Raw genomic sequence first — 24,481 nt, 5'->3', positions numbered from 1 at the left:
CGCAAGCCTAAATGCTGTCAGTCGGCTTGCCCAGCCTGCGGAAGGGGTCGCGGGGAAGCTATCGTCGCGCGTCTCGCTGCCACGAAGACACTGGTTGCATGAGGCAATGTGGGGTTGGGCACTGATTGCGCCCGCTCTCATCTTTCTCGTCGTTCTGTTCTTCCTGCCGGTTATCGGCGTCTTTGTCATAGCGTTCACCGACTGGCAGTTCGGCGCCAGCTCGCTTTCCTTCGTCGGCCTGGCAAACTTCCGCGAAGTCATCTTTGACGAGGGTTTTCGAGCGTCGCTGATCAATACTGTCGTCTATGTAGTGATGGTTGTTCCGGGAACCGTCCTTGCGGGACTTTTGATCGCGCTGCTCATAGAGAGCAGCCATTCGTGCCGCGCTCTTTATCGAGCAGTTCATTTCTTGCCCTTCATGGCCACGGCAACTGCAATGGCGATCTCGTGGGAGGCCTTGCTCCATCCCACCATCGGCCTGGTCAACCACAGCTTCGCGGCCCTCGGTTTACCTGTCGCCAACTGGCTGCGCGACGAAACGACGGCCCTGCCTGTTCTCGCCGTTATCGGCATCTGGCAGAATCTCGGTTACGCCATGGTGCTCTTCATGGCGGGGCTGAAGTCGATCCCACTCGATTTATACGACGCCGCTGATGTTGACGGGGCCGATCACTGGCTCGATCGCCTGCGAACCGTCACCATTCCAATGCTTGGACCGGTGTCCATGTTCGTCGTCATCGTTGTGGCGCTTAGAGCTTTCGAAACCTTCGACACGATCCAGATCCTGACCCAAGGCGGCCCGGGCCACTCCTCGGAAATGCTGCTTTTCACGATCTACCGGGAAAGTTTTGAATATTTGCGCGCGGGCTATGGCGCCGCGGTCACCATCGTCTTTCTCGCAATCGTCGTGGCGCTGACCCTGCTCCAGGCGCGTAGCATGGACAAACGGGTACACTATCAATGAGCGCGATCCGCCTTTCTCCTGCGGCAGCCATCCTGCGCCATGGCGTGCTGGTCCTCACGTCCGCATTCATTCTCGTACCCTTCGTTTGGATGGTCAGTCTGTCGCTCAAATCGCCTGGTGAGATTTTTCGGGCGACCTTCTCGGTCCTTCCGGCACAATTTTATGGTGTCGACAATTACGCCAAAGCGATCACTTCGGTGCCTCTGCCGCGGTACATGGGCAACGGCCTCCTTGTCTGCGCTCTGATCCTGGCAGCACAAATTCTCGTGTGCGCGCCGGCGGCTTACGCTCTGGCCAAGCTCAAGTTCTGGGGTCGCGATTTCATTTTCGCCATGGTTCTCGTCGGGCTGCTTCTGCCGCACCAGGTGCTGTCCCTTCCCTTGTTCATCCTCTGCTACAAGCTCGACATCCTGAACACGTACTTGGCCCTGGTTATTCCATACGTCGTCTCACCGTTCGGTATTTTTCTCTTCCGCCAATTCTTCAAGACGATCCCGAACGACATTGTCCACGCGGCTCGGCTTGATGGCCTGTGCGAACTTGCCATCGTGTGGAAAATCATGGTGCCGATGGCGCTGCCTGCCGTCATCGCGTTTTCCATCTTCTCGGTTGTCGCCCACTGGAACGATCTTTTCTGGCCGCTGATTGCGGTGCGCGACGGCAACCTGATGCCTGCGCCGCTCGGGATCATGGCTTTCAAGAACGAAGAGGCCGGGAATGACTACGGCCCATTGATGGCCGCATCGACACTGGTCGTCGCCCCTTTGCTCATCGCATTCCTGGCCGCGCAGAAGTGGTTCGTGGAGGGAATGACTGGTGGGTCGGTGAAATGAACGCAGCTCACAAATACAATGAGGATCAACCAATGTTCGAAATCACGCGGCGCCATTTTCTCGCCGGTTCATCATCCATCTTCCTTACCACGGGGTCTGTCGCGCGCGCGGCGCCCCCGGATGCGCTGCGCGTAGTCGCGCTCCCCTCCATATTCGCCGACATGTATTCCGCGCTGGGAGCTGCCTATCAGGCGGGACATAACGTTGCGTTGAACATAGACACCTCGATTCGAGAGGATGAGACCGCCATCACCACCGTGCTGCGCTCGGCAATGGTTGGGGAACTGCCGGACGTCCTGTTCATCAGCCCGAACTGTCTTCGTGTATTCGCCGACAGAAAGCTTGCGCAAAGCCTGGATGATTACCAGCGCAACGAAGCCGGTTGGGGACAAAGTTTCTCACCGGCCGTGACACGAATCGGCCGCTTTGGAGCAAGCATGCATGGCCTTGGCTTTGCGGTCTCGATGCCGGTGATCCTCTATAACCTCGACCTCTTGAAGCGAATTGGCGTCAGCGAGCCGCCGGACTCCTGGGAAGCAATCACGGCGCTGGGCCGCAAACTCGATGCCATGGGCAAAGGCCAGGTCGTGGGCGCGTTTATGGAGTACGATAACGGAGGCAACTGGACGTTCCATAGCCTCTTGAATGGGTTTGGCGGCCGCATCTTGGCCGATGACGAACGCAACGTCGGATTTGTCGGGCCGGAAGGGCTCGCCGCTCTTGGAATTTTGCGGGATTTCGGCGCATGCGGACAAGCGCGAGCGGACATGTCACGCGATCAGGCGCGACAGGCATTTTCCGCGGGTCAGATCGGCATCCTGTGCACTTCAAGCAGCAGTTACGCGGCTATCGCCAAACGCGCCGAAGGACAGTTTCAAATTGCGATGCGGCCGTTCCCGGTTGCCAATGAAGCCGGTCACCTGCCCGCCGCCGGGCCCATCAGCATCATGTTCTCCAAGGATCCGGAGCAGCGACAAAAGGCATGGGAGTTCATGAAGTTCGCTTCAGGTGTCGCGGGGCAGACAATCGTGGCGACGCGCACGGCTTATCTCCCGGCCAACGATCTCGCGCTCGGCACCGAAGCGCTCCGGGAATATTATGGATCGCGTCCCAACCTCCAGGCGCTGATCCCGGCGTTGTCGGTGATGGGACCATGGGAAGCGTTCCCGGGCGAGAACTCAGTCAAGATCACCACCGTGATAAAGAACCACTTGGCGTCGGTGGTTTTGCTGAAAGTCGCACCCAAGGAGGCACTGGAGCAGATGGGACGTGACGTCTCCGATCTGCTGCCGTTGCATTGACCGACCCTGACCCCAACCCCTCCTCAATCAAAGGTGTTATCAAATGGCATCATTCCTAAAGCGTGACTTGTCGGCCTCTCGCGCGCTAAAAGAAAAACTCCGCTCCGGGGGCATCGGCACCCTGGTACACTCCAGTCATCCCTCGCCCAGCCTAGTGGAAAAATTGGCTGAATGCGGGTTCGATGCCGTCCTCATCGACTGTGAACACGGTTCGGCCGGTCCGGAACGGGTGGAAGAGATGGCGCGCGCTTCGAGTCTGTCGGGAATCGTTTCGATCCTGCGGCCGGAAGATCCCTCGCCATGGATGGTGACCAAGTATCTCGAATGCGGCGTCGATGGTCTGATGATCCCGCTGGTGTCGGACGCGAAAGTAGCGCAGAGCATTGTGGACCGGTTCAGGTTCTCCGCGCCATTCGATCACCAGGACCGGTTGCTTATCCTGATGATCGAGACCATCGAGGCAGTCAACAACTTGCCGCAAATCATGGCCGTCGAAGGCGTCGACGCCTATCTGGTTGCCCCTGGGGACCTGGCCCTCACGATCGGCGCTCAGCCCATCACCTACGAATGGCAGCAAGGCAACAAGCCGCAAGCCGTTGCCGAAGTCGTCGATCGTGCGATTAAAACGATAGTGGACGCAGGCAAGATCTGCGGCACGCTCGTCAACCACAGCGACGTGGGGTCCTTCGTCGATAAGGGCGTTCGGCTCGTTTATGATCATGCGAACCATATGTTGAGCTATGGTGCTCGTGAGTTCCATGGTCGTTTGAAGCAGCCACCATATAAACTGGAAGCGGTTTGTGCATAATGTCAGCCGTTCAGCATGTCGCGCCAAGCCGCGGCGCGACATGCTGAACGAGGCTGAGATGATCCGCGCCCCATACGGGCGAGACACTGCTCGTTATGGCCGCGCTGCCAAGAGCAAAGAAGCGACGCCGCGCTCGATGAACGTCCCGGTGGGCGACATCGCCGAGAGTCGGGACCGCAAGCCATCCTCGAATACCGGCCGTCGGTCGCCGAGCACCCCGGGGCAAGCCTTGGATGTGGACAAGATATAGCCGACGAGCGAATCCAGATCCCAATGATGTTCGTAAGGAAAGCTTTTGTCCTGAATGTCGCTGAAGGCGGAACGGGCAAGGATGACATCATTCGCGACCTTCAAGGCAGGTCGGATACCTTCGCTGCCCGCCGGAAAGAAACCGCCCCAGAAAGCCTCGGTATAGGCGAGTTGTTCCAACCACCAATCATCGGGTGAACAGTTCGAACGGTGCCTGGAAATGACAGCGATAGCACAGTCGTGCGCCGCCACCTTCTCAAGGTACTTCACGACCCGCTCCCGATCCATCCAATGGAACGCGCCCGCTATCGTGACCAGTGAAAACGGGCCGATGTCCAAGCCAAGCTCCTCGGATTTTCCGGTCACGAAGGAGACGTTGCGAGCGCCGGACCTGGCGGCGTATTGGCGTGCCTCATCGATCATACCTTGATCGGGGTCCACGGCGATGACTTCATCGGCAAATCGAGCAAGCGGAACACTGATCTGGCCCGTTCCACAGCCAAGATCGAGCAAGACGGCCGGCTCCCGGCCAGAAAGGTAATTTTGTGTCAAGAAATCGAACATCGCGGCCGGATAGTCTGCTTGGTAGCGCGCAAAATAGTAAGCGGCTCCTGCAAACAGATCCGCAGGCGCGGTGGTCATTATTCGACGGTCTGTTGTGCTCATTTCCCGTATTCCTTGTCTTGATGGATGCACTGTTTAACGTCTTCATGGTGGGTCGTGTGAGAGATGGGCGGAAAGGATTTCCGCAACGATCGACAAACCGGCATGAAGCTGCGCGTGATCCTGGGGACCCGTAATTGCCACGCGGATCGCGTTGGGAGGTGGCTGATCGTCCACCGAGAAAACCCTGGCAGATCTAATCTGGACGCCAGCCGCCAGAGCGGCTTCGACGACTGCGTCACAGCTCGCATTGGGAGGCAGTTCTATCCACAAGTGCAAAGCCCCCGGCACGGTTTTGGCGCCGAATCGGCCAAGATGCTGCAGGGCCAATTGTTGCCTTGCCGTGACTTCGACACGCGCGGTGTCGACGATTTGCCCAGCGTTGCCCCCTTCGACCCAGTGCGCAACGAGCTCGCAGGACAAAGAGTTGGCAAACATCGACGACGACCTTAGATGCGGCCTGAAGACATCTGCCGCCGCGAGGCCCTCGGGTATCGCCAGATAGGCCAATCTAAGGCCCATCGCGAAGCACTTGGAAACGCTCATGATGTACCAGGTGGTATCCGGGGCGTGGGCGTACAGTGATGGTGGTGCTTCCGGATGGAGACGGCCGAGCACATCGTCTTCTATGATCGCAACGTTGTGCGCCCGTGCCACGCGGACAATTTCGGCTCGCCGACTTGCTGACATGACTGCCGTGGTGGGATTCTGGACCGTCGGGGTGCAGTAGAGAAGTTTGGGACTGGCTTGCCGACATACAGCCTCGAGCGCGGCCGGCTCGACCCCTTCCGCGTCCATTTCGACACCGATTACGATAAGGCCGAGCGACAAGGCTATCGGACGTATCAGGAGATAAGCCAGCTTTTCGGCCACAATGACGTCACCCGGTTTGCACAAGTGCCGCATTATGACGACGAGCGCGTTTTGGGTGCCGTTGGTCACCAGGATGCGATCCGCGGGGACGATCTCACCGACGCGCGGCTTTATCCATATGGAGCCGATCTCGCGATCCCGTTCCTCTCCACCGGGCCGATTTTTGCGGATCCGCCAGTGGAGCTGCGATTGCGAGGCCAGTTCGACGAGGGATCGAGACAAAGCCTCTCCCATAAAAGATGGGCACGGCGGCAGCGCGGTCGAAAGATCGATTGCGCTGGTTCGCGGACGGCTCATGAGGCGCTCCTGGTTTTCGTGGGTGCCGACAAGGGGCAAGAAGCTTGAAGTCGTGGCTGTCGTCGTTTGCGAACGTAGCGGCGAGCGACCTCGGGAACGACAGAGCCAAACGCGAAGCTGCATGATGCAACATTGGCGATGGACGAATGAGGAGATAAAGCGCGATGTGACATGCCTTATCGATTGTTCAGCCCTGCGCCGGCCTTCCGCAATGGCTGAGCACGGTCGCCCGGACACAAAGGGTACGTCGGCCTGCCGTGCTCGCGGCACTTTCCCGCCGGCCTCAAGACGCGCCCCGAAATGCGAGCGCCGCGGATGCAACGACGCAAAACGCCGTCACGACCAAATACATGAAGCCCGCGGTTTTAGGCACACGGACCGGCGAGACGTGGAGAATGGCGAGCAGGATGAGGATGAATGCGAACAGCTTCGCGAAAATACTTTCGGGGAGAGTGGGACGAAGCAAGAACACAATCGCCGTCACCGGCATGACCCAGCTGGTCGGCACTCCGACGAACCGCCCTGTCGGAGACCCGACCACGTTGAAGAAACTCAGCCGCAAGGCGCTGGCGACGACGAGAACGGCTCCAGAAACAACGCACAGTGGCGATCCGTGCCCGACGACGATCAGGGTCACGGCTGGAAAAATTCCAGCGCTGACGAGATCGGCGAGTGAGTCCAAATTCTTGCCGACCTCTCCCGTTTGCGCCGAACGGCTGCCTCGCATTCGCCGCGCGACGACACCGTCGAAATGATCAGCCAAGAGCGCCCACAAAACGATTGCCACGCCGATCTCCGGAAATCCGGCGATCGAGAAATCGATGCCGATCGAGGAGAGTGCGAGGCCCATGGCGGTCATTGCATTTGCCGGATCGACAAGCAGGCGGATCATCGGGACCTCCCTGGCTGATTATCGCAGGCGCTACGCCCGGGCGGGGTGGATCGGCTTCGCACCATCAGCAAAGATGCTGTGCGCGCTTTGCAGATCCTCGGCACTGTCGATCTCGCACCACTTCACGCCATCGCAACGGGCCGCGGCTAGTTGGAGCCCGCGCCTTTCCACCAGATAGGCAAGAAGTTCCTCTATGTGAGCCTGAGTAGCACCTGAGCCGATGACCTCGTCGAGCGCGGGAACGATGAGGCCTCTAAGGGTAGACGCGGCCAAACGCAGTAGATTCATTGTCTTGAAGAGCTTGGGCCCGCTTTCGGCAAGATCTGCCGCGGTCTGCTTTGTGCGGAAAGTCGAGATCAATCCGCTCGCCGAAATGACCGCCGCCGACCCTTGCATCGTAGCGTCGAACGTTACAACGGCGGCAACGTCGGCGGCATCGGCAATGTTAAGACAGTGGAGTGCTTCCTGTTCAAAGAAGACGTCGCCTTCGAGAAGATAGCAATCCCCCGAAAGCAGCATATCGCGGGCTAGCCAAAGCGAATAGGCGCTGCCGGTGCGCTCGAAAACCGTTGACTCCACATACGTGATCTCGATGCCGTGGAAGCGGTTGCCGCATGCGTATTGAATAGCGTCTTTGCGGTAGCCGACGACGACTATGACCTCTTCCACGCCGATTGCTGCGAGGTTTCGCAGCGCATTGTGCAGGATCGATGTGCCGTTGACTTCGATCAGGGGCTTCGGCCGCAGATCGGTCAGCGGGCGCAGACGTGAGCCCATTCCGGCGGCGAGAATGACGGCTTTCTTGGGCGCGGCGACAGGCATGTCGATCCCCTTTTCTTCGTGGTGTCATTTCCAGCTGTTGAGGACATCAACCAGCCGGGTTAGCCCGGTTTGGAGTTGTTCGGGAGGAATTCCATAGGACAGGCGGAGACCGAGGGGGTCGCCGAAGGCGGTGCCCGATACAGCTGCGACGCCGGCGTCGGCAAGGAGCGCGGTCACAACGTCATCGGCGCTCGCCTGACCATTCTTGAATGCGGGTCGCAACTTGGAAAGATCTAGATAGAAATAAATGCCGCCCTGCGCCCGAGGCGCGGGGATCCGCCTCAATGAGAAGAGGATGCCGAGACCGATCTGTCTGGAACTTGCCAGCTGCAAGCCCAGCTTGCTCTCATGGCGGCCGTCTCCCCGCTCAAGGTGAGCCAGCACCGCATGTTGGGCGATCACATTGGGATTTGAGGTGGTATGGGACTGCAAGGCCCTGACGGCATCAACAACTTCCTTTGGAGCCGCCAGATAGCCGATCCGCCAGCCCGTCAGGGCCAGCGACTTGCTGAATCCGTTGACGATAATTGTTCGAGACCTGACTTCGGGCACAACCGAGACGATCGGGTGATGGGCATGATGGCCGTAGACGAAGTTGGCATAGCATTCATCGAAAATGACCCACAGGTCGCGGTTGATCGCCAGATGGGCGATCGCCGTCAGCGTATCAAAATCGTAGACCGCACCCGACGGGTTGGCGGGCGTATTGACGACGATCGCACGGGTCTTTTCGGTCAAGGCCGCAGCGATGTCCTGGATCCGAGGGCGTAGGCGTTGGAACGCGTATCGACGAAAACCGGCTTGGCACCTGCAATTACGACCTGGGCCGAGAACGTCGTCCAGTAGGGACAAGGGATAATCACCTCATCGCCTGGATTCAGCAGCACCATGGTCGCATTGAAGAGCGCTTGCTTGGCGCCTGTCGTTGCCGCGATCTCGTCGGCTCTCCAGGTCTGGCCCGTATCGAAGGAGACCTTCCGCGCCAGCGCCTCGCGCAATTCCATCATGCCGAGCGTATCGGTGTAACGATTGACGCCGTTGTTGATAGCATTGATCGCGCCTTCGCGAATGGTCGGAGCGAGCTCGCTCCAGATCTCGCCAGCGGTCAGGTCGATCACCTCTTGGCGGCTGTGGGCTGCCTGTCTTGCGGCGGCCCGCGCCGCGGCGGTTCCAGATGAACCGAACGAGCTTGTGCGTCGAGCAAGCATCGGCGCCTCCTTGCCTTGATTTGGGAAGTCAGGCCCGTTTATCGGGCACCGCTCGCTATTTGCGGCAGATATTTTTGTTCGGCCGCGGAGAGCTCTTGATATTTCAGCAGATCAAAGAGGTCTTCGAGCGTCGCAACGTCGCGCTCGATCCCGGCGGTGCTCTCTTCGCGGATGATGCGGTCGCAAACCTGGCGCATGGCCGAGATCGCAGCACGCATATTATGGTTCGCCCAAATCACGGTTGAGATTTGTGCGGCTCTGTATTGCGCGACCGGCGCGCTGTAATATTTGGTCGGGACGATCACTACCGGAAGACGGTTCCTCCAGGCGCGGCTAAAGGCGAGAATTTCCGCTGCATCTGGTTTGCGCGAATGGATCAAGATCGCGTCGGCACCGGCGTCAGCATAAGCATGTGCCCGCGTCAGCGCCTCATCCTGACCATGCCCCGCGATGAGTGCCTCGATCCGCGCGACCACAACAAATTCCGGATCCGGCACGTGGTCCCGAATAGCCTGCAGACGTCCGCAGAACTCACCGATCTCAGCGAGTGAGTGCCGGTCTGCGACAAACGAGTTCTTTTTTGGGAAGCTCTTATCCTCGACGCAGACACCGGCCGCCCCGCGTTGGTGCAGCTTGCGGGCGAACAGACGCGCGTTGTTGAAATTCCCGAATCCGCTGTCGCCGTCGACAAGAACAGGTATTTGCGTGGCCTCGACGATTCTGTGCACAGCATCGACGATCTCAGTCCACGACGCTTCGTTCGCATCGCGATAGCCCAGGCAGGACGAGATCGACAGTCCTGAGGCCCACAGACCTCGAAAGCCGGCGGCCTCCGCGACCGACGCCGACAGGGCGTCGTGGGCTTCCATAAGGAAAGCGATTTCATTCGAACATACCAGAGTCCGCAACGCCGATGCGGTGGATGCTTGGCGAGTTGCATTGTTAGAGTTCGCGGTTATGGTCACATCTCCTATCATAGTTATGAATCCGGTTGCCGACCTGAGATCAATAACGTAGCCGACCCAATATGTCTTACAATCTTCCCCCAGATCACCAAAGCATCACCGAAACCAAATCGAAGCATATCTATAACACTTTACACAATAGAACTAACAATAAAAGCTAGTTTTGTGAAACTTTCGTTACAACATTGTTTAACGATTGCGGAACTTCGAAGCGACTATTAAACAATCGGCCACAATCATTCCTGGCTGTCGACCTCTCAACGATAGCTCTTTTGCTGTCACGCCGGAAAACGGCTGACGCAGCCATCGGGCCGAGCGCATCGCCGAGCAGGTTCGATTTCCCGAGCGTCCGGTGAGCGCCGTCTGCGCGCAGCCGCCGCTCAGTTCAAGGGGTTGGACGCCGCCATCTAGATGTGAGCTTTCAGGAGGTTGTCCATTCGGCCCGGGCCGGGAAAGCTGAGGTTGTCGAAGCTTCAGTGATTTCCGGAGGGCCGAATGAACATCCACAAGAATGCCCGTTTGACGCCGTTGCGTCGAGAGGAGATGGCGCTCGCCGTTGTTGAAGGCGGCCTTTCCAAAGCCGCTGCGGCGCGGATCTATGGTGTGACGGCGAAGGTCGTGGCGCGCTGGGTCGAGCGTTTCCGATGCGAAGGACGCGCCGGTATGGCGGATCGTTCGTCGCGACCGAAAAGCAGCCCGGCACAGACCCCGGCAACGGTTGCCGACGAGATCGCGGCGCTGCGCCGCCGGCGGCTGACGGGCCAGCACATCGCCAGGCAGACGGGGGTGTCGACGGCGACGGTAAGCCGCGTGCTCAAGCGGGCCGGTCTTTCGCGGCTGAAGGATATCGAACCGGCCCAGCCGGTGCGCCGCTACGAGCGCGAGAAGCCCGGCGAGATGATCCACATCGACATCAAGAAACTCGGGCGCTTCGAGCGCGTCGGCCACCGCATCACCGGTGATCGCGTCGGCCAGTCCAACAGCCGCGGTGTCGGCTGGGAGTTCGTTCATGTCTGCATCGACGACGCCTCGCGCGTCGCCTTCTCGCAGGTCTTGCCGGACGAGAGGAAGGAGAGCGCTATCGCCTTCCTGAAGGCGGCAGTCGCCTACTACGCCAGCTTGGGTATCGTGATCGAGCGCGTCATGACCGACAACGGGTCCTGCTACAGGTCGAAAGCCTTCGCCAAGGCTTGCCGCAAGCTTGGCCTCAAGCACATCCGCACCAAACCCTACACGCCCAAGACCAACGGCAAGGCCGAGCGCTTCATCCAGACGGCGCTCAGGGAATGGGCCTATGCCGTCGCATATCCGACTTCCGACCATCGCGCCGCCGAGCTGCCTGTCTGGCTTCATCGCTACAATTGGCACAGGCCGCACGGCAGCCTAAAGTCGCAAACACCAATCAGCAGACTCGGCCTGTCCGGGGACAACCTGTTGAGGCTCCACATCTAGAGCGCGTCGCGCTGAAACGGATTCAGGCGACGCGCTTTTGGGTCTTTATTTTGATGCATGTCGTTGTCCCAGAACCGCTGCACACTTCTGGGCGACATGCATTAACGAGTCATGCCGACGGGGAATATGGATTGCTTGATCACCGGGGCGGCTTGATCAATTCGCAAGGATCAACATTAAGAGCTTTTGCGAGCCGACCCAGGACACTTACGCTCGCGGAGACGCGGCCGCGCTCGATTGAGCCCACATAACGCATGCTGAGCTGCGCGAGAGCCGCCAAGTCCTCCTGCGTCAGGTCCTGATGATGGCGCACGCGACGCATGTTGATCGCCATCACCTCTTTGAGGTCCATGGCGATATACGGACCAGAACCGGAACTATCGTTCTAGGAACGATCGTTCCTATTCGTTATAGTGAGCCGCTCAAAACACATCTGGGATCGTGGAAGACGCACCCGGAAGCCGAACTCGCACAAAGCACTTGGACATCGAAATGCAAGACGAAGTTCCCTGGTCGGATAGCCTCACGGCCTACGACAAAGAGCATTTTACGACCTATATGCGGTTCCTGGACGCCGCCGCCGACAGTGCCAGTTACGAGGAAATGGCGCAGCTGATCCTCGGCATCGATCCCGAACGCGAACCCGAACGGGCCCGCAATGCGGCCCGCAGCCATCTCGATCGGGCGAACTGGATGGTGACGACAGGCTACAGGGAATTGTTCGCCGGCTGACTGGCGTTCCGACAAGAAGAAAGACGGCAGCCCGACACCGGGGGGGCAGTGCCAGTGGCGAGATATGGACCGGGGCGCTTCGCCTCATCCTGCGGGCGGGAGCATTTGTGCCAGCATACGGCGATGCGGGCTGAGGCAAGATCCGGCGGAGGCTCCGTTTCCTCAGCCAACGCGACCCCGGGGCCGACGAAAATGTCACCCGGGAACTCGGGGACGAAGGACCTCCAGCCGGAAGTCCCTGCCGAATTGCGCGCCAGGGACAGCAACTTGCTCAGGGGGAATTTCGCAGCGCACCTGGCAATCCATCCGCCGCAATAGCCCGAAAATCTACTGGCAGCTTTTTCATCGCCCAAGCATGTTCGCAATGCCGTGCCGGACGAACGGAAGATATTGACCCAAGCGAAGCCCAACATGTCTTGCAAATCGGGCCACCCGGTGCTCGTTTGAGTAGATCCCGACCAGTATATTGGTAGCGTGATACAGAGGTGCCGCCCTCAAGCGCAGGCGGCTCTCGTATCTGCGCAACATGTCGGGGTCGGCAATGTCGTGACCATTGCGAATAGCCGTCAGTATTCCGTGGGCGAGTTGCTGTTGGCCGCCGAGGCCGATGTTGAAGCCATGGGCGGTCACCGGGTGCATGCCGACAGCAGCGTCGCCGACGAGTGCGGCGCTTGGAGCCCAGAAGCTGTGCGCCCAGGTCGTGACCAACGGATAGATATGGCGTTTGCTTGCAAGGGTCATTTTTCCGAGGCGCCCTCGACACCGGTCCGTCAATTCGATCAGGAACAGATCGTCGTCTAAAGCAAGAAGTCTATTGGCCTCGTTTGCACGCAATGTGAGAAGCAATGACGACTCGCCTTCCATCAGCGGCAAGATCGCTATGGTCTGATGGTGATCGAACCATTCGATTGCGAGCTGATGGTGGGCGCGCTCGTGCCTGACCCGGCAAATCACCATCGAGCTGCCAAGCCGATTGATGTCGGCGGCGATGCCGAGCAGGTCACGCGTGCGCGACAGACGCGAATCTGCTGCAACGAAAAGCCGAGCGGTCAACCGCCTGCCGTCGGAAAGCTTTACGACCGCCTCTTTGCGGCTGTTGGTTACACCAACGACCGAGTGGCCGCATAGCAGCTGGACACGGTGGTGCGAGCGGATGATCTTGAACAGGGCATCGCGGATCCGACAATTTGGGACCAGAAATCCGAGTGGTTCTGCAGATCCTCTTGGAGGATCGAAACACAGAGCGAAAGGGCTCGATCCGTTGAGCACGCGCGCGCCTTGCACTGGTGACTTGTGACCAGCGGGGATGGCGTCCCAGGCGCCGAGCTCGCGAAGGATGCTGATCGAGGCGAAGGTCAGCGCGATCTCGCGACCATCGAAAGGCGGCTTCGCCAGGCTTTCGAGGGCTTGCTGCTCGACCACCGCCACTTTGAGATCGCTCTTTGCAAGCGATGCGGCGAAGGAAAGTCCGACCGGCCCGGCTCCGGCGACGATGATGTCGAAACTGTCGTCGCAGCTGGCCATCAGCGCGCTGCCATCGCGTCGGCTATCTGGGTGAGGTGCTGGTTGCGTTGAGCCGCAATCCGTGGACCGGTTGCCCTGGCTGCCAGTGTGCGCCGCATTGCCTCAAGCCACTGGACACAAGAATGCGCATAAATCCGCAACGAAGGATGTAGCCAGCAACGCAGCCGATAGGACCGGGGGCCGAGCCAGGCAGATTGCCACCCAGCAAGGGGGATTCTCACCACGGCGGTTCGCTGAAGGTAACGACCACACTGTCCGTTAGACATGCATTCTCCCTTGAAGGATTGGTCGACGTAACCACGCCGCTCAGAAGATAACCTTGATCTGGATCAGCCAGACGCGGCAAAGCCGACAGCGGCGGGGTTTATGCTCGACTGGTCAACGGCCCTAGAAAATGTCGGCCATGTGGTCACGTCATCCTGGAATGACGGGCGCCCCTCCGGCGTACGTTCGGCAAACTTAATCTTGGCTGATCCGTTTTTCGCGCCCGTCGCATCGGCTCGGCAGCATTTTTAGGCAAACATCGGACGCTCCCGTCTGCCATGCGAGGTATTTTGTCACGTCAGCCGCCTGCACGGAGAAACGGGCGACAAGTCCTTCGAGCGGTAGGGGCTAATTGAACGTCGCTTGGCGAGCTCGCTGTGGGAGCCTTGGTAGTCTGGCCCCGACCAAGTCGACCCGGCTGACCACCGCCATCCGTACAATTGCCGGCACAGCGATCGGGTCAGCGTTCCAGCTTGTCGTCCCAGTCGATGAGGATGCGCTCAGCGGCCCCGTTGAGATCCTCGTATTGACCACTCCTTAACGCCCATAGAAAGCCGGATAGGCCAAGCGCGCCAAGGAACAGCGCTGCTGGTAATAGGTAGACGAGCGTCGTCATGAGGGCTGCACCCATGCGCGGATGCCAGCGCGCGTTGCCGAAGGAGCCGTCGTGGTAGGTGCAAAGCCTTGCAGGCGCAGCGCGTTTCCAATGACAAGCAGCGACGAGGCGGACATGGCGATGGCGGCGATCAGCGGAGTGACGTGTCCAAGAATAGCGATCGGCACGGCAATCGCATTATAGACGATCGCGATGGCGATGTTCTGGCGGACCAATCGTCCCGCCCTCCGCGAGACGTCCAAGGCAAGGGGTACCGCCCATAGGCTCTCGCGAAGGAATACGAAATCCGCAGCGTTGCGGCTAATGTCGGCGGCGGTGGCCGGAGCGATCGAGACATGCGCCGCGCCCAGCGCCGGCGTGTCGTTCAGGCCATCGCCGACCATCAAGACCCGGTGACCATCATTGGTCAGCTGCCTGATCCGCTGGACCTTTCCCGAGGGCACGAGAGCGGGGGTAAAACGGTCGAGCTTTAGCGCGTCGGCGACTACGGCGCATGCGGCGGCCGTATCGCCGGACAACATTTCCACTGTAAGTCCGGCATGTTTCAACTGCGCAATGGCCGTGTCCGCATCCGCCCGCAAGGCGTCCTCGAATTCGAAGGATACGACGAGCCTTCCGTTTCGAGTAAGCACCGTCTCACCGGTTTTTCCTTCGGCACCGATCCGACCCTTGCTGCCGGCCCATCCCCGCCTGCCCAAGCGCCAGGTGCCGCCCGCGGCAGTCGCTTCGATGCCAAAACCCGGATGCTCTCTCACTTCATTGAACGTCGGCTGCCCGGCCGGGCTCGCGAGGCCGGCGAGCGCCTGCGAAAGCGGATGGCGGGAATGCGCGCCCATCGCGGCGGCGATGGCCAGCATGGCCGGATCGATAGACGACCTGTTGACGAGCCGGGGTTTTCCCAGCGTCAGAGTGCCCGTCTTGTCGAAGACCGCCGTGTCGATCGCCGCCAGGCGTTCCAGGGCCGACCCGTCCTTGACCATGATGCCGTTATCGAACAGTCGTCGCGCGGCGACAACCTGGACGATAGGCACGGCAAGGCCGAGTGCGCAGGGGCAGGTTATGATCAGGACGGCGATGGCGATCGTCATCGCCCTGTGCCAGTCTCCACTGGCGGCCATCCAGCCAAGAAACGTCGCGAACGCCGTCAGGTGTACCACCGGCGCATAAAGCACGGCAACGCGGTCTGCGATCCGGCGATAGTGGGCGCGGCCGCCCTCGGCGGCCTCCAGCAGACGGACCGTTTCCGCCAGGAAGGAATCCTTGGCGGCTGCGATCGCCTCGACAGTCAGCGGGCCGGTCAGGTTGAGCATGCCGGCCTGGACCAGGTCTCCCGCGTCGGCGTCTAGCGGCGTGCTCTCGCCCGAGACCAGTGAGCAATCAATGTCCGACGCGCCTTGAACGATCCTGCCGTCGACGGGTACCCGTTCGCCAGCGGCGATCAACACACGCATGCCCGGTTCGATCTCGCCGACCGGCAGATAGTCGCGTGCGCCGTTATCGCGCAAAACCATGGCACCGCGGGCAGCCAGCCGGGACAGGCCCTTGACTGCGGTTCGGGCCCGTTCGCGCAGCAGGTGGTCGAGCGTGCGGCCGATCAGCAGAAAGAACAGCAGCGATACCGACGCGTCGAAATAGGCGTGCTCGCCATGAATGACTGTCTCGTAGAGGCTCATCGCATAGCCGAGCGAAACTCCGACAGCGATCGGGACGTCCATGTTCATGCGGCCATGTCGCAGCGCATTCCAGGCCGACCGGAAGAAGATGCCGCCGCCGAATGCAAGCGCGGGAATGGCGATCAGCGCCGAGACCCAGTGGAACAGATCGCGGGTCGGCCCTTCAGCGCCCGACCAGACAGAGACTGACAGCAGCATGATATTGCCCGCAGCGAAGCCTGCGACCGCGACTGCCCGGACCAATCCCGAAAGCATCCCGTCCTTCTCGTCGCCGTCGGTTTCGAAGAGGTGCGCCGGATGACCCAGTCCTTCGAGCGTGGCCATGATCGGCGGCACCTCACCTTCGCGCCATTGCACCGACACCCGTTTCGTCGATAGGTTGACGCGCGCGCCCTCGACGCGGTCGAGTTTTGCGAGTGCTGCCTCGATCGCCTGGATGCAGGCTCCGCAGTGGACCGTCGGGACCGACAAGTCCGACTGAATGATGCCGTCGCCAAGACGGCGGCTTGCCAGCCTGATTTCCTGGTTTGAGGGCAGGTCCGGCGTCACCCTGCCTGGATCCGGAACCATCTCGGCGCCAGGTGCACAGCAACTCATTGCAACGCCCCATTGGAAACGATGACTCGGCGGACTTCCCGATAGGGCTTCGCAAGACCTGCGTCCGCGTCCACCTCAGCGATCCAGACGCCATTGCGGGGCGTATGCCGGGCCGCGTATTCCTGACCGGAGGCAAGGGCTAAAGTGATGGAGTAGTCCTCGGCTTCGTAGGCGGGATGACGAAAGAGCACCTTGACGCCATGCAATGCGACAGGCTTGCCAGCCGCATCCGCGAGGCTGTAGCGAACCTCGCCACCGACAATGGTCAACTGGCTCTTCCAGCCAAGTGCCGCTTGAGCGCGGCCTTCATCCGCGTTCTTGTTGAATTGCTGGCTCGCCACATAGGCGTTTTCGACGATGAGCCCGGTCCAGCTTGTAGTGGCAAGCGTCGCCATCAATGCATTGACGCTGACGACCACGCTGAAAAAGGCCGAGATGATGAGAAGCATGTGCCGGCCGGTGAATTCGCGAGGTTGCTCTGTTTTAGTGCTCACCTGGTCGTCTCCGGCGCGTTGAAGGTGGCGATGTATCGGTCCGACTCCAAACCGGCCTGGTCGTTTGCGACAAACGTGAAGGTCTGTGTCTGGCCCCGGAGCTGATTGGCGGGCTGGCGCACGAAGATTTTCAACGTTTTGAGGCGGTCGGGTTCGACGGGGATAGCGAAGGAACGGCCTGCGGGCAGGTCAGAGCCAACGAGGTTCATTTGCGCGCCCTCCAGTCCCTGCATCGTGACGACTATGGTTCGCGGCTCAGGGGTCATGTTTAGCAGCTTCACAGTGTAGCCGTTGCGAATGGATCCATCGGACAGCGTCACGAATTGCGGGTTGCGGTCGTGAAGCACGTTCACCTGGAGCCGGTTGCGGGTCATCAGTGAAAAGAGCAGCCCGATGCCGACCAGCGACCACAAGGCCATGTAGACAAAGGTGCGCGGACGAGAGATCTTGCGAACGTGGAAATGCGTCAGTTTGTCGGAGAAAGCGCCGCCGGCGGTCCGAACGAGAGTGGGATCGATGGGGCGGGTGCCGCCTGCCGTCGCTATGGCCATGTTGGTGTTGTAGTCGGAAAGCGTCGCGTAGGAGATCAGCCCGCGTTCGCGGCCGAGCTTGTCCATGATGTTGTCGCAGGCGTCTATGCACAGCGCGCAGGTGATGCATTCGAGCTGCTGGCCGTCGCGAATGTCGACCCCCATCGGGCAGACCGCCACACAGGCCTTGCAGTCGACGCAGTCGCCGACCGGCTGGCCGGCCGCCAATGCCTTCTTGGCATGGCGTGACCGCGGCTCGCCACGCCAGTCGTTGTAAGTCACAGTCAACGAATTTTCGTCGAGCATGGCGGCCTGGATGCGCGGCCACGGGCACATGTAGGTGCAGACCTGCTCGCGCATCAGCCCGCCGAACAGATAGGTGGTTCCGGTCAGAACGCCGATGGTGACATAAGCGACGGGCGCGGTGGTTCCGGTGGCGACTTCGCCGAGCAACCTAGGCGCGTCGGCGAAGTAAAAGATCCAGGCGCCGCCGGTGGCCACCGCTATGACCAGCCAGATCGCGTGCTTCGATGCTCGCAGGACCAGCTTGCGTGCGGTCCATGGTGCGGCGTCCAGTTTCATGCGGGCATTGCGATCGCCTTCGACGGCGCGCTCGACGACAAGGAACAGGTCGACCCAGACCGTCTGCGGGCAGGTATAGCCGCACCAGGCCCGCCCGATCGTCGATGTAAGGAGGAACAGGCCGACGCCGGCCATGACCAGCAGGCCGGCGACGTAGTAGAATTCCTGCGGCCAGATCTCGATGAAGAAGAAGTAGAAACGACGGTTCGCCAGATCGATGAGAACGGCCTGGTCGGGGGCGAAGGCGCCACGATCCCAGCGCAGCCAGGGCGTGAGATAATAGATGCCGAGCGTGATCGCCATGACCAGCCATTTGAACTGGCGGAAACGGCCGGAGGCGCGCTTGGGGAAGACCTTCTTGCGCGCGGCATAGAGCGGCTGGCGTGTCGTGGCGGAGTTGACCGCTTCGGCTTCGAGCCATTTTATCTGCTTGTTATCAAGCACGAGAAGCTCCGGTGACCAGCGACGATGTTCGCGCCCGACACTCGGCCACGGGTTCTGGCCGATGGTCGGGCGACCCTTGCCGCATGGCGGGCAGCGTCGCGTTGAGGAAGTTCAATCGCGGACTGCCGCAACGCGGTCGAGGCCCGGCTCGCGCCGGGCCTCGTCGCTTGGCGGGGGGAGGGCCGAGAATAGGCCGCCGCCTACTCTCCGCCGCCAAGCGAATGGACATAGACTGCAAGTTCCTTGACCTTGATCTCGCCGAGGCGCTCGATCCACGCTGGCATCACGCCTTGTTTCGGGGTGCGCACCTGGGCGGCTATCGCCGTCTCGCCTGGTCCATAGAGCCAGATCGCATCGGTCAGATCGGGTGCGCCGAATTCCCTATTGCCCTTTGCGTTCTCACCATGGCAGACAGCGCAGTTTTCCGCGAAGACCTTGGCGCCGGGCTCAATCAGGCTCTTGTCCTTGATGGTCCCCGAGAGGCTGGCAACGAAAGCGCTGACCTGGGCGATCTGTTCGGGCTTGAGCACATCGACGAAGGCAGGCATCTCCGACTGGCGGGTGTCACCATCCGCGGTGAAACGAATGCCGTGCGTGATCGTTTGCTGGATCTGCTCCGTCTTGCCTCCCCACAGCCAATCGTCATCGTTAAGGTTCGGAAATCCTTTCGAACCTTGCGCGCCGGATCCGTGGCATTGCACGCAGTTGACCTTGAATGCCGCGCCGCCGGCCGAGACGGCAAACTCGCGCAGCGCGTCGTCGGCAGCGATCTCCGAGACGGTTTTCGATCCCACGGCCGCGACATATTTGGCCTTGGCGGCTTCGGCCGCAGCCATCTTGTTCTTGACGTCATTGCGGCTTGAATAGCCGAGCGCACCTTTTGTTGCAAAGGTCAGCATCGGCCAAGCCGGATAAGCGATGGTGTAGCCGATCGCCCAGGCGATGGTGACGTAGAAGGTGACCACCCACCACCGCGGCAGGGGGTTGTTGAGTTCCCTGATGCCGTCCCACTCATGACCGGTGGTTGAGATGCCCGACATATCATCGATATACTGCGTGCTCATGATCAGTCGTCTTTGAAGGGAATGTGTGAGGCTTCATCAGCCTGACTGCGACCGCCCGGTCTGAGCGCGAAGGCAACGCATCCAGCAAAGAAGAGCACCATGGCAAGCAGGCCACAGCTGTCGGCAAACTCGCGCATCAGGTTGTATTCCATCGGTTTGTTCTCCTCAGCGGTAGCCAACGGCTTCGTCGTAGTTCTTGAAGTCGACGAGCGTGCCGAGCATCTGCAGATAGGCGACCAGGGCGTCCATCTCGGTGACCTGTTGCGGATTGCCGTCGAAGTCGCCGACCTTGGCTTTCGGATAGCGGCTTTCCAGTCCGGACGTGTCGGCGTTGGGATCGGCCTGCGCCATCAGGTCGGCGTTGGCTTGCACGACTAGGTCGTGGGTGTAGGGGACACCGACGCGCCGGTTGGCGACGAGGTGCATGGAGAAGTCCTTCACCTCGATCGGTGTATCCTTCAGGAAGCCATAGCTCGGCATGATGGATTCCGGCACCACGGAACGCGGATCGGTGAGGTGCTGAACGTGCCAGCTGTTGGAGTAGCGGTCGCCGACGCGTGCTAGGTCCGGCCCGGTGCGCTTGGATCCCCACTGGAACGGATGGTCGTACATCGACTCGGCCGCCAGGCTGTAATGGCCGTAGCGCTCCACTTCGTCGCGGAACGGCCTGATCATCTGGCTGTGGCAGAGGTAGCATCCCTCGCGCACATAGATGTTGCGGCCGGCGAGCTCGAGCGGGGTGTAGGGGCGCATGCCCTCCACCTTCTCGATCGTGTTGTCGAGGTAGAACAGCGGCGCGATCTCGACGATGCCGCCGACGGTCACGACCAGCAGGGATCCGACGAGAAGCAGCGTGGCGTTCTTCTCGATCAGCGCGTGCTTGTCCATCAAGCCCATTTTCTGGCTCCTGATCGCGCAGGCTGGAGGGCGGAGACAGAGCCCGGCATCGGATCCTCTTCACGTTGGTAGCCACGAATGGTCATTGTGATGTTCCAAGCCATGATCAGTGCACCGGAGAGGTACATGGCGCCCCCTGCGGCGCGCATGACGTAGTAGGGATGCATGGCGGCGACCGTTTCTGCGAAGGTGTAGACGAGGAACCCCTGCTCGTCGTACTCGCGCCACATCAGGCCCTGCATGATGCCGGAAACCCACATCACGGCCGCGTAGACCACGATGCCGAGGGTCGCCAGCCAGAAGTGCCAGGTGACGAGGCGCAGCGAGTAGAGACGCTCTCGATTCCAGAGTTTCGGCACCATGTAGTAGATCGCGCCGAACGAGATCATGCCCACCCAGCCAAGCGCGCCGGAGTGCACGTGGCCGATGGTCCAGTCCGTGTAGTGCGAGAGCGAGTTGACAGTCTTGATCGACATCATCGGGCCTTCAAAGGTCGACATGCCGTAGAAGGCGACAGCCGCGACCATCATGCGGATGATGGGATCGGTGCGCAGCTTGTCCCAGGCACCGGAAAGGGTCATGAGGCCGTTGATCATGCCGCCCCAGGACGGCATCCAAAGCATGATCGAGAACACCATGCCCAACGTCTGCGCCCAGTCTGGCAGGGCGGTGTAGTGGAGGTGATGCGGCCCGGCCCAGATATAGAGGAAGATCAGCGCCCAGAAGTGGATGATGGATAGACGGTATGAATAGACCGGGCGGTTCGCCTGCTTCGGCACGAAGTAATACATCATGCCGAGGAAGCCGGCCGTCAGGAAGAAGCCGACGGCATTGTGCCCGTACCACCACTGCGTCAGCGCATCCTGAACGCCCGAGAAGGCGGAGTAGCTCTTGGACCCCAGGAAAGAAGCCGGCATCGACAGGTTGTTGACCACGTGCAGCATCGCAATGGTGATGATGAAGGAGAGGTAGAACCAGTTGGCGACGTAGATATGCGGTTCCTTCCGCTTCAGGATGGTGCCAAGGAAAAGGACCAGATATGCGACCCACACGATTGTCAGCCAGATGTCGACGTACCACTCAGGCTCGGCGTATTCGCGGCCTTCGGTGATGCCCAGCAGATAGCCGGTCGCGGCCATGACGATGAAGAGCTGGTAACCCCAGAAGACGAACCAGGCGAGGTTGCCGCCGAAGAGGCGCGCGCGGCACGTACGCTGGACCACATACAACGACGTGCAAAGCAGCGCGTTGCCGCCGAAGGCGAAGATGACGCCGGAGGTATGAAGCGGCCGCAACCGGCCGAAATTGAACCAGGGCTCGATACTGAGGTGAGGGAATGCAAGCTGGAGCGCAATGACCACGCCGACCAGCATGCCGATGACACCCCAGAACACCGTTGCGATGGCCCCGTAGCGGATCGGTCCATCCATGTAGGCGGAAGGGTCGATCGGCGCCGCGGGCTTGAACTCGGTGTTGCGCATCAGCATCGCGTTGAAGCCAGCCACGGCGAAGAACAAAACCCACATGTGCTGGCGAAATGGTTCATCCACCCCGAAGCCGGCGGCTACGAGGGCGCCAAAAGCAAAAAGGCCTAGAAGGACGATCTCTGTGCCAAATTTCATCGCAAGTCCCGATCTGGAAATTCCGGCGGACGCCAATCCGCGTCGCATCAATTACGCAGTCGCGGCCTGTTTGCCCTGATCCATGTCAGAGCCGCACGATTTTACCTCTGGCAGCATCGAGTTCGGTGCGATGACAAGGTGGCGATTGAAGGAGGAGCGCGGCACGACGAAGCCCGCTTACTGCAACAAGGCCCCCTCCCCGGGCCGCTGCGGCGTGGTGGCAATCGCGGGCAATCTGATGACGCCAGTGGGGCTGCGAAGTATGGCCGATGGCTTGCCGACGTCGACAGGATTGGCGAAGCGCGACCGCCCCGAAGCCGGGCCAATGGCAAAACCAAGACACGCGGCAACATTGCTGGCCAAACCAAACATTTGGCAATCTGTGCCAAGGCCTTTGTCCCCGACGCTGCGAGCCGCTCGGATCGGACGGGACCGCTGGTCGCCTCTGGCGACGCCGGCGATCGGCTCGCTATCTACTTCAACCGCGGTACGCTGATGTCGAGGTGGTCAGAAGGTTATTTCATGACCACGTCACGCCTTCGGCGGAACGCCGCGGACGGAAAACCTTGCTCAACTTTCTTGGAGTTGCCCCTGGCTGGTCATCCATCGCTACGCTTTTGGCCCCTCCTTCTCAATAAAGCGATCGTATTCATGATCCGACGAGGTTGCAGCCAGGCGCGGGATGAAATCGCGCCCCCATGCCGCAATCCGGGCCGTCATCTGTGGCACCGTACTGCCCCGATGGCCAAAGAGGATATTCGCCCTCCCCCGGCGACAACGTCGTCATTCGACGTGAATTCATCGGATCGTGACTATGCCAGGTACGACATGTTTGCGCGGGCGATCGTCGGGCGACTTGCAAGCCAGGTGTAGGCCTGGCTATACGAGAGGTCTTCGCGCAACTTCAAAGGGAGACATACTGTCGTCGGCAGTTTGGGTTCGAATAGAAAGCGTGGGTCAACCCCGCACAGCGGTTTTCTCCCCGCGGCTCGATCCCGCTGAAACCGCGGCTGGCTCCATGAGGTGTTTAAGTTGGAAAAACCGGAGAGAGAAATTTGACAACCGGTAGCAAAATCCCGGTCCGGATCGAGTTGGAGGCCGTTAGCTCACACACGGTCGAGCGCTTCGAAAATTCTCTTCGAAAGCACCCTGAAATCGAAGAATGCTATGCGGTGAGCGGCAAGACGGATTACCTTCTATACGTCTGCGTAAAAGACATCCGGGGCTACGAAGAGATCCACCGGGAAGTCCTTTCCCGGCTACCTGGGGTAAGAAAAATTAGGGCGGATATTCCTCTACGTCGTGTCGTTCCGTTTGGATGAATGGCGCGGCCCGAGCGCATCCACGAAATCTTCATTTAGGCGGAGGTAAGGCCAAGCGCGTCTAAATTGCCGAGAGGCTGGCTCACGTTGCTGGCGATTGATACGAGAAGGAAGATACGTGCTGAGAATGACGCGGGCCGAGCTCACGATCTGGTCTGGTCGAAACCGATGACCGAAATCGCAAGGCAGTATGGCATCAGAGGCCAGCATGTGGCGCAGACATGCGATGCGTATGAGATCGCTCAGCCGCGTGCCGGCCATTGGCGCTCGCGGGCGCAGGCCTGTGAGGCCGTGGCCAACGGCTAGTGGCGAAAAAAACCGCCGAAGTTCTCGCCAACATTTCGTCAGCGCGATCGCCTCGCTGGCCTCGGCCAGCCTCTTCGCCGTCTTCACCTACATCAAGCCGTATCGGATCGACGTTTCCGGCCTGTCGACGGCGACCGTGACCTGGGTGCTGCTCTTGTTCGGCGCCGGCATGACCATCGGCAACATCATCGGCGGCAGACTGGAAGCTGATGCCGACGTGTGATCGCCACGCTCCTCGCCATGGCCCTGCTGTTTGTCGTCTTTACCAAGCCCGGTGCGATTGCCGCGGTAGCCGTGGCCATCGTCTTCCTGTGGGGCATGCTGATCTTCATCGTCGTGCCGCCGCTGCAGATCCGAGTCGCTTCATGGACCGGAGCCGATAAGCGGCCTGAGGCGGTCCATCAAGGCCTGGCGGTCGGCGACGAGGGTGTCGAGGTGGAGCGGCCGGCCGGTGGGCGGTTCGGCTTCAGCCAGGCGTGAAGTCAGC

At 60.4% G+C, this 24,481-nt stretch carries 22 protein-coding genes and 2 pseudogenes; 8 read left to right on the top strand and 16 right to left on the bottom strand.

The window, feature by feature from the left end; genetic code table 11:
• The first annotated feature begins 106 nt into the window (after positions 1–106).
• The 4 genes from RFM68_RS32045 to RFM68_RS32030 are packed head-to-tail and all read left to right on the top strand — an operon-like array spanning position 107 to position 3,906.
• Positions 107–964, top strand: a complete 858-nt coding sequence (locus tag RFM68_RS32045; protein ID WP_320236969.1) for a carbohydrate ABC transporter permease — start codon at positions 107–109, stop codon at positions 962–964.
• Positions 961–1,797 carry a carbohydrate ABC transporter permease gene (locus RFM68_RS32040; RefSeq protein ID WP_320236953.1) on the top strand — a complete coding sequence of 279 codons (837 nt, stop codon included), beginning with the start codon at positions 961–963 and terminating at the stop codon, positions 1,795–1,797. Before RFM68_RS32045 ends, RFM68_RS32040 begins: the two co-directional genes overlap by 4 nt.
• Before the next feature lie 32 nt (positions 1,798–1,829).
• The gene (locus RFM68_RS32035; RefSeq protein ID WP_320236952.1) at positions 1,830–3,098 is read left to right on the top strand and encodes an extracellular solute-binding protein; all 1,269 of its coding nucleotides are present in this window, start codon (positions 1,830–1,832) and stop codon (positions 3,096–3,098) included.
• Between the two features lie 43 nt (positions 3,099–3,141).
• Positions 3,142–3,906 carry an HpcH/HpaI aldolase family protein gene (locus RFM68_RS32030; RefSeq protein WP_320236951.1) on the top strand — a complete coding sequence of 255 codons (765 nt, stop codon included), beginning with the start codon at positions 3,142–3,144 and terminating at the stop codon, positions 3,904–3,906.
• Positions 3,907–3,999: 93 nt separating this feature from the next.
• On the opposite strand, the gene RFM68_RS32025 is transcribed toward RFM68_RS32030, so the two are convergent.
• The 6 genes and pseudogenes from RFM68_RS32025 to aepX form a co-directional block, all read right to left on the bottom strand.
• Positions 4,000–4,821, bottom strand: a complete 822-nt coding sequence (locus RFM68_RS32025) for a class I SAM-dependent methyltransferase (RefSeq protein ID WP_320236950.1) — start codon at positions 4,819–4,821, stop codon at positions 4,000–4,002.
• Positions 4,822–4,863: 42 nt separating this feature from the next.
• Positions 4,864–5,988, bottom strand: a complete 1,125-nt coding sequence (locus tag RFM68_RS32020) for an aminotransferase-like domain-containing protein (protein WP_320236949.1) — start codon at positions 5,986–5,988, stop codon at positions 4,864–4,866.
• A gap of 283 nt (positions 5,989–6,271) precedes the next feature.
• Entirely contained in the window at positions 6,272–6,880 is a 609-nt protein-coding gene (locus tag RFM68_RS32015; RefSeq protein ID WP_320236948.1) for a CDP-alcohol phosphatidyltransferase family protein, read from the bottom strand.
• Between the two features lie 30 nt (positions 6,881–6,910).
• Positions 6,911–7,702, bottom strand: coding sequence for a phosphocholine cytidylyltransferase family protein (locus tag RFM68_RS32010; protein WP_320236947.1), 792 nt, complete (start codon positions 7,700–7,702; stop codon positions 6,911–6,913).
• Between the two features lie 24 nt (positions 7,703–7,726).
• Positions 7,727–8,910, bottom strand: a pseudogene (locus RFM68_RS32005) (aminotransferase class I/II-fold pyridoxal phosphate-dependent enzyme).
• A gap of 38 nt (positions 8,911–8,948) precedes the next feature.
• Positions 8,949–9,887: a phosphoenolpyruvate mutase gene (gene aepX, locus RFM68_RS32000; protein WP_320236946.1), complete on the bottom strand. Its 939-nt coding sequence runs from the start codon at positions 9,885–9,887 to the stop codon at positions 8,949–8,951.
• Between the two features lie 483 nt (positions 9,888–10,370).
• Here aepX and RFM68_RS31995 point away from each other — a divergent pair, with 483 nt between their 5' ends.
• Positions 10,371–11,327 carry an IS481 family transposase gene (locus RFM68_RS31995; protein ID WP_320236945.1) on the top strand — a complete coding sequence of 319 codons (957 nt, stop codon included), beginning with the start codon at positions 10,371–10,373 and terminating at the stop codon, positions 11,325–11,327.
• Positions 11,328–11,466: 139 nt separating this feature from the next.
• Here RFM68_RS31995 and RFM68_RS31990 read toward each other — a convergent pair whose 3' ends face one another.
• The gene (locus RFM68_RS31990) at positions 11,467–11,679 is read right to left on the bottom strand and encodes a helix-turn-helix domain-containing protein (protein ID WP_320217193.1); all 213 of its coding nucleotides are present in this window, start codon (positions 11,677–11,679) and stop codon (positions 11,467–11,469) included.
• Positions 11,680–11,819: 140 nt separating this feature from the next.
• Here RFM68_RS31990 and RFM68_RS31985 point away from each other — a divergent pair, with 140 nt between their 5' ends.
• A complete protein-coding gene (locus RFM68_RS31985) occupies positions 11,820–12,059 on the top strand; it encodes a DNA -binding domain-containing protein (RefSeq protein WP_040972983.1) in 240 nt (79 codons plus the stop codon).
• Positions 12,060–12,401: 342 nt separating this feature from the next.
• Here the strand turns inward: RFM68_RS31985 and ubiM are convergent, their stop codons facing one another.
• The 9 genes from ubiM to ccoN all read right to left on the bottom strand — a co-directional run bounded on the left by ubiM (position 12,402) and on the right by ccoN (position 22,366).
• On the bottom strand, positions 12,402–13,583 hold the full coding sequence (gene ubiM, locus RFM68_RS31980) for a 5-demethoxyubiquinol-8 5-hydroxylase UbiM (RefSeq protein WP_320236944.1): 1,182 nt from the start codon (positions 13,581–13,583) through the stop codon (positions 12,402–12,404).
• Between the two features lie 724 nt (positions 13,584–14,307).
• On the bottom strand, positions 14,308–14,463 hold the full coding sequence (ccoS, locus tag RFM68_RS31975) for a cbb3-type cytochrome oxidase assembly protein CcoS (RefSeq protein ID WP_320217189.1): 156 nt from the start codon (positions 14,461–14,463) through the stop codon (positions 14,308–14,310).
• A complete protein-coding gene (locus RFM68_RS31970) occupies positions 14,460–16,733 on the bottom strand; it encodes a cation-translocating P-type ATPase (RefSeq protein WP_320236943.1) in 2,274 nt (757 codons plus the stop codon). Before RFM68_RS31970 ends, ccoS begins: the two co-directional genes overlap by 4 nt.
• Positions 16,730–17,182, bottom strand: a complete 453-nt coding sequence (locus RFM68_RS31965; protein ID WP_407046158.1) for a FixH family protein — start codon at positions 17,180–17,182, stop codon at positions 16,730–16,732. The genes RFM68_RS31970 and RFM68_RS31965 overlap by 4 nt, the downstream gene beginning before the upstream one ends.
• Positions 17,183–17,223: 41 nt before the next feature.
• Complete coding sequence (gene ccoG, locus RFM68_RS31960; protein ID WP_320236942.1) at positions 17,224–18,783, bottom strand: cytochrome c oxidase accessory protein CcoG; 1,560 nt, start codon at positions 18,781–18,783, stop codon at positions 17,224–17,226.
• 200 nt (positions 18,784–18,983) lie between these two features.
• The gene (gene ccoP, locus RFM68_RS31955; RefSeq protein WP_320236941.1) at positions 18,984–19,847 is read right to left on the bottom strand and encodes a cytochrome-c oxidase, cbb3-type subunit III; all 864 of its coding nucleotides are present in this window, start codon (positions 19,845–19,847) and stop codon (positions 18,984–18,986) included.
• A gap of 2 nt (positions 19,848–19,849) precedes the next feature.
• Positions 19,850–19,999, bottom strand: coding sequence for a cbb3-type cytochrome oxidase subunit 3 (locus tag RFM68_RS31950; protein WP_320236940.1), 150 nt, complete (start codon positions 19,997–19,999; stop codon positions 19,850–19,852).
• 13 nt (positions 20,000–20,012) lie between these two features.
• Positions 20,013–20,744 (bottom strand): cytochrome-c oxidase, cbb3-type subunit II, encoded by a 732-nt coding sequence (gene ccoO, locus RFM68_RS31945; RefSeq protein WP_320236939.1) that lies wholly within the window; start codon positions 20,742–20,744, stop codon positions 20,013–20,015.
• The gene (gene ccoN / locus RFM68_RS31940) at positions 20,735–22,366 is read right to left on the bottom strand and encodes a cytochrome-c oxidase, cbb3-type subunit I (protein WP_320236938.1); all 1,632 of its coding nucleotides are present in this window, start codon (positions 22,364–22,366) and stop codon (positions 20,735–20,737) included. Before ccoN ends, ccoO begins: the two co-directional genes overlap by 10 nt.
• Positions 22,367–23,421: 1,055 nt before the next feature.
• Here ccoN and RFM68_RS33735 point away from each other — a divergent pair.
• Entirely contained in the window at positions 23,422–23,688 is a 267-nt protein-coding gene (locus RFM68_RS33735; RefSeq protein ID WP_430678082.1) for an Lrp/AsnC ligand binding domain-containing protein, read from the top strand.
• Positions 23,689–24,040: 352 nt separating this feature from the next.
• A pseudogene (locus tag RFM68_RS31935) lies at positions 24,041–24,354 on the top strand (MFS transporter); the annotation flags it as partial.
• Positions 24,355–24,481 lie beyond the last annotated feature (127 nt).

Origin of the sequence: Mesorhizobium montanum, from assembly GCF_033977145.1 — a bacterium.
Lineage (GTDB): Bacteria > Pseudomonadota > Alphaproteobacteria > Rhizobiales > Rhizobiaceae > Mesorhizobium > Mesorhizobium montanum.
Note: the sequence above shows the minus strand (reverse complement) of the source record. Positions and strands in the feature narration are given on the sequence as shown.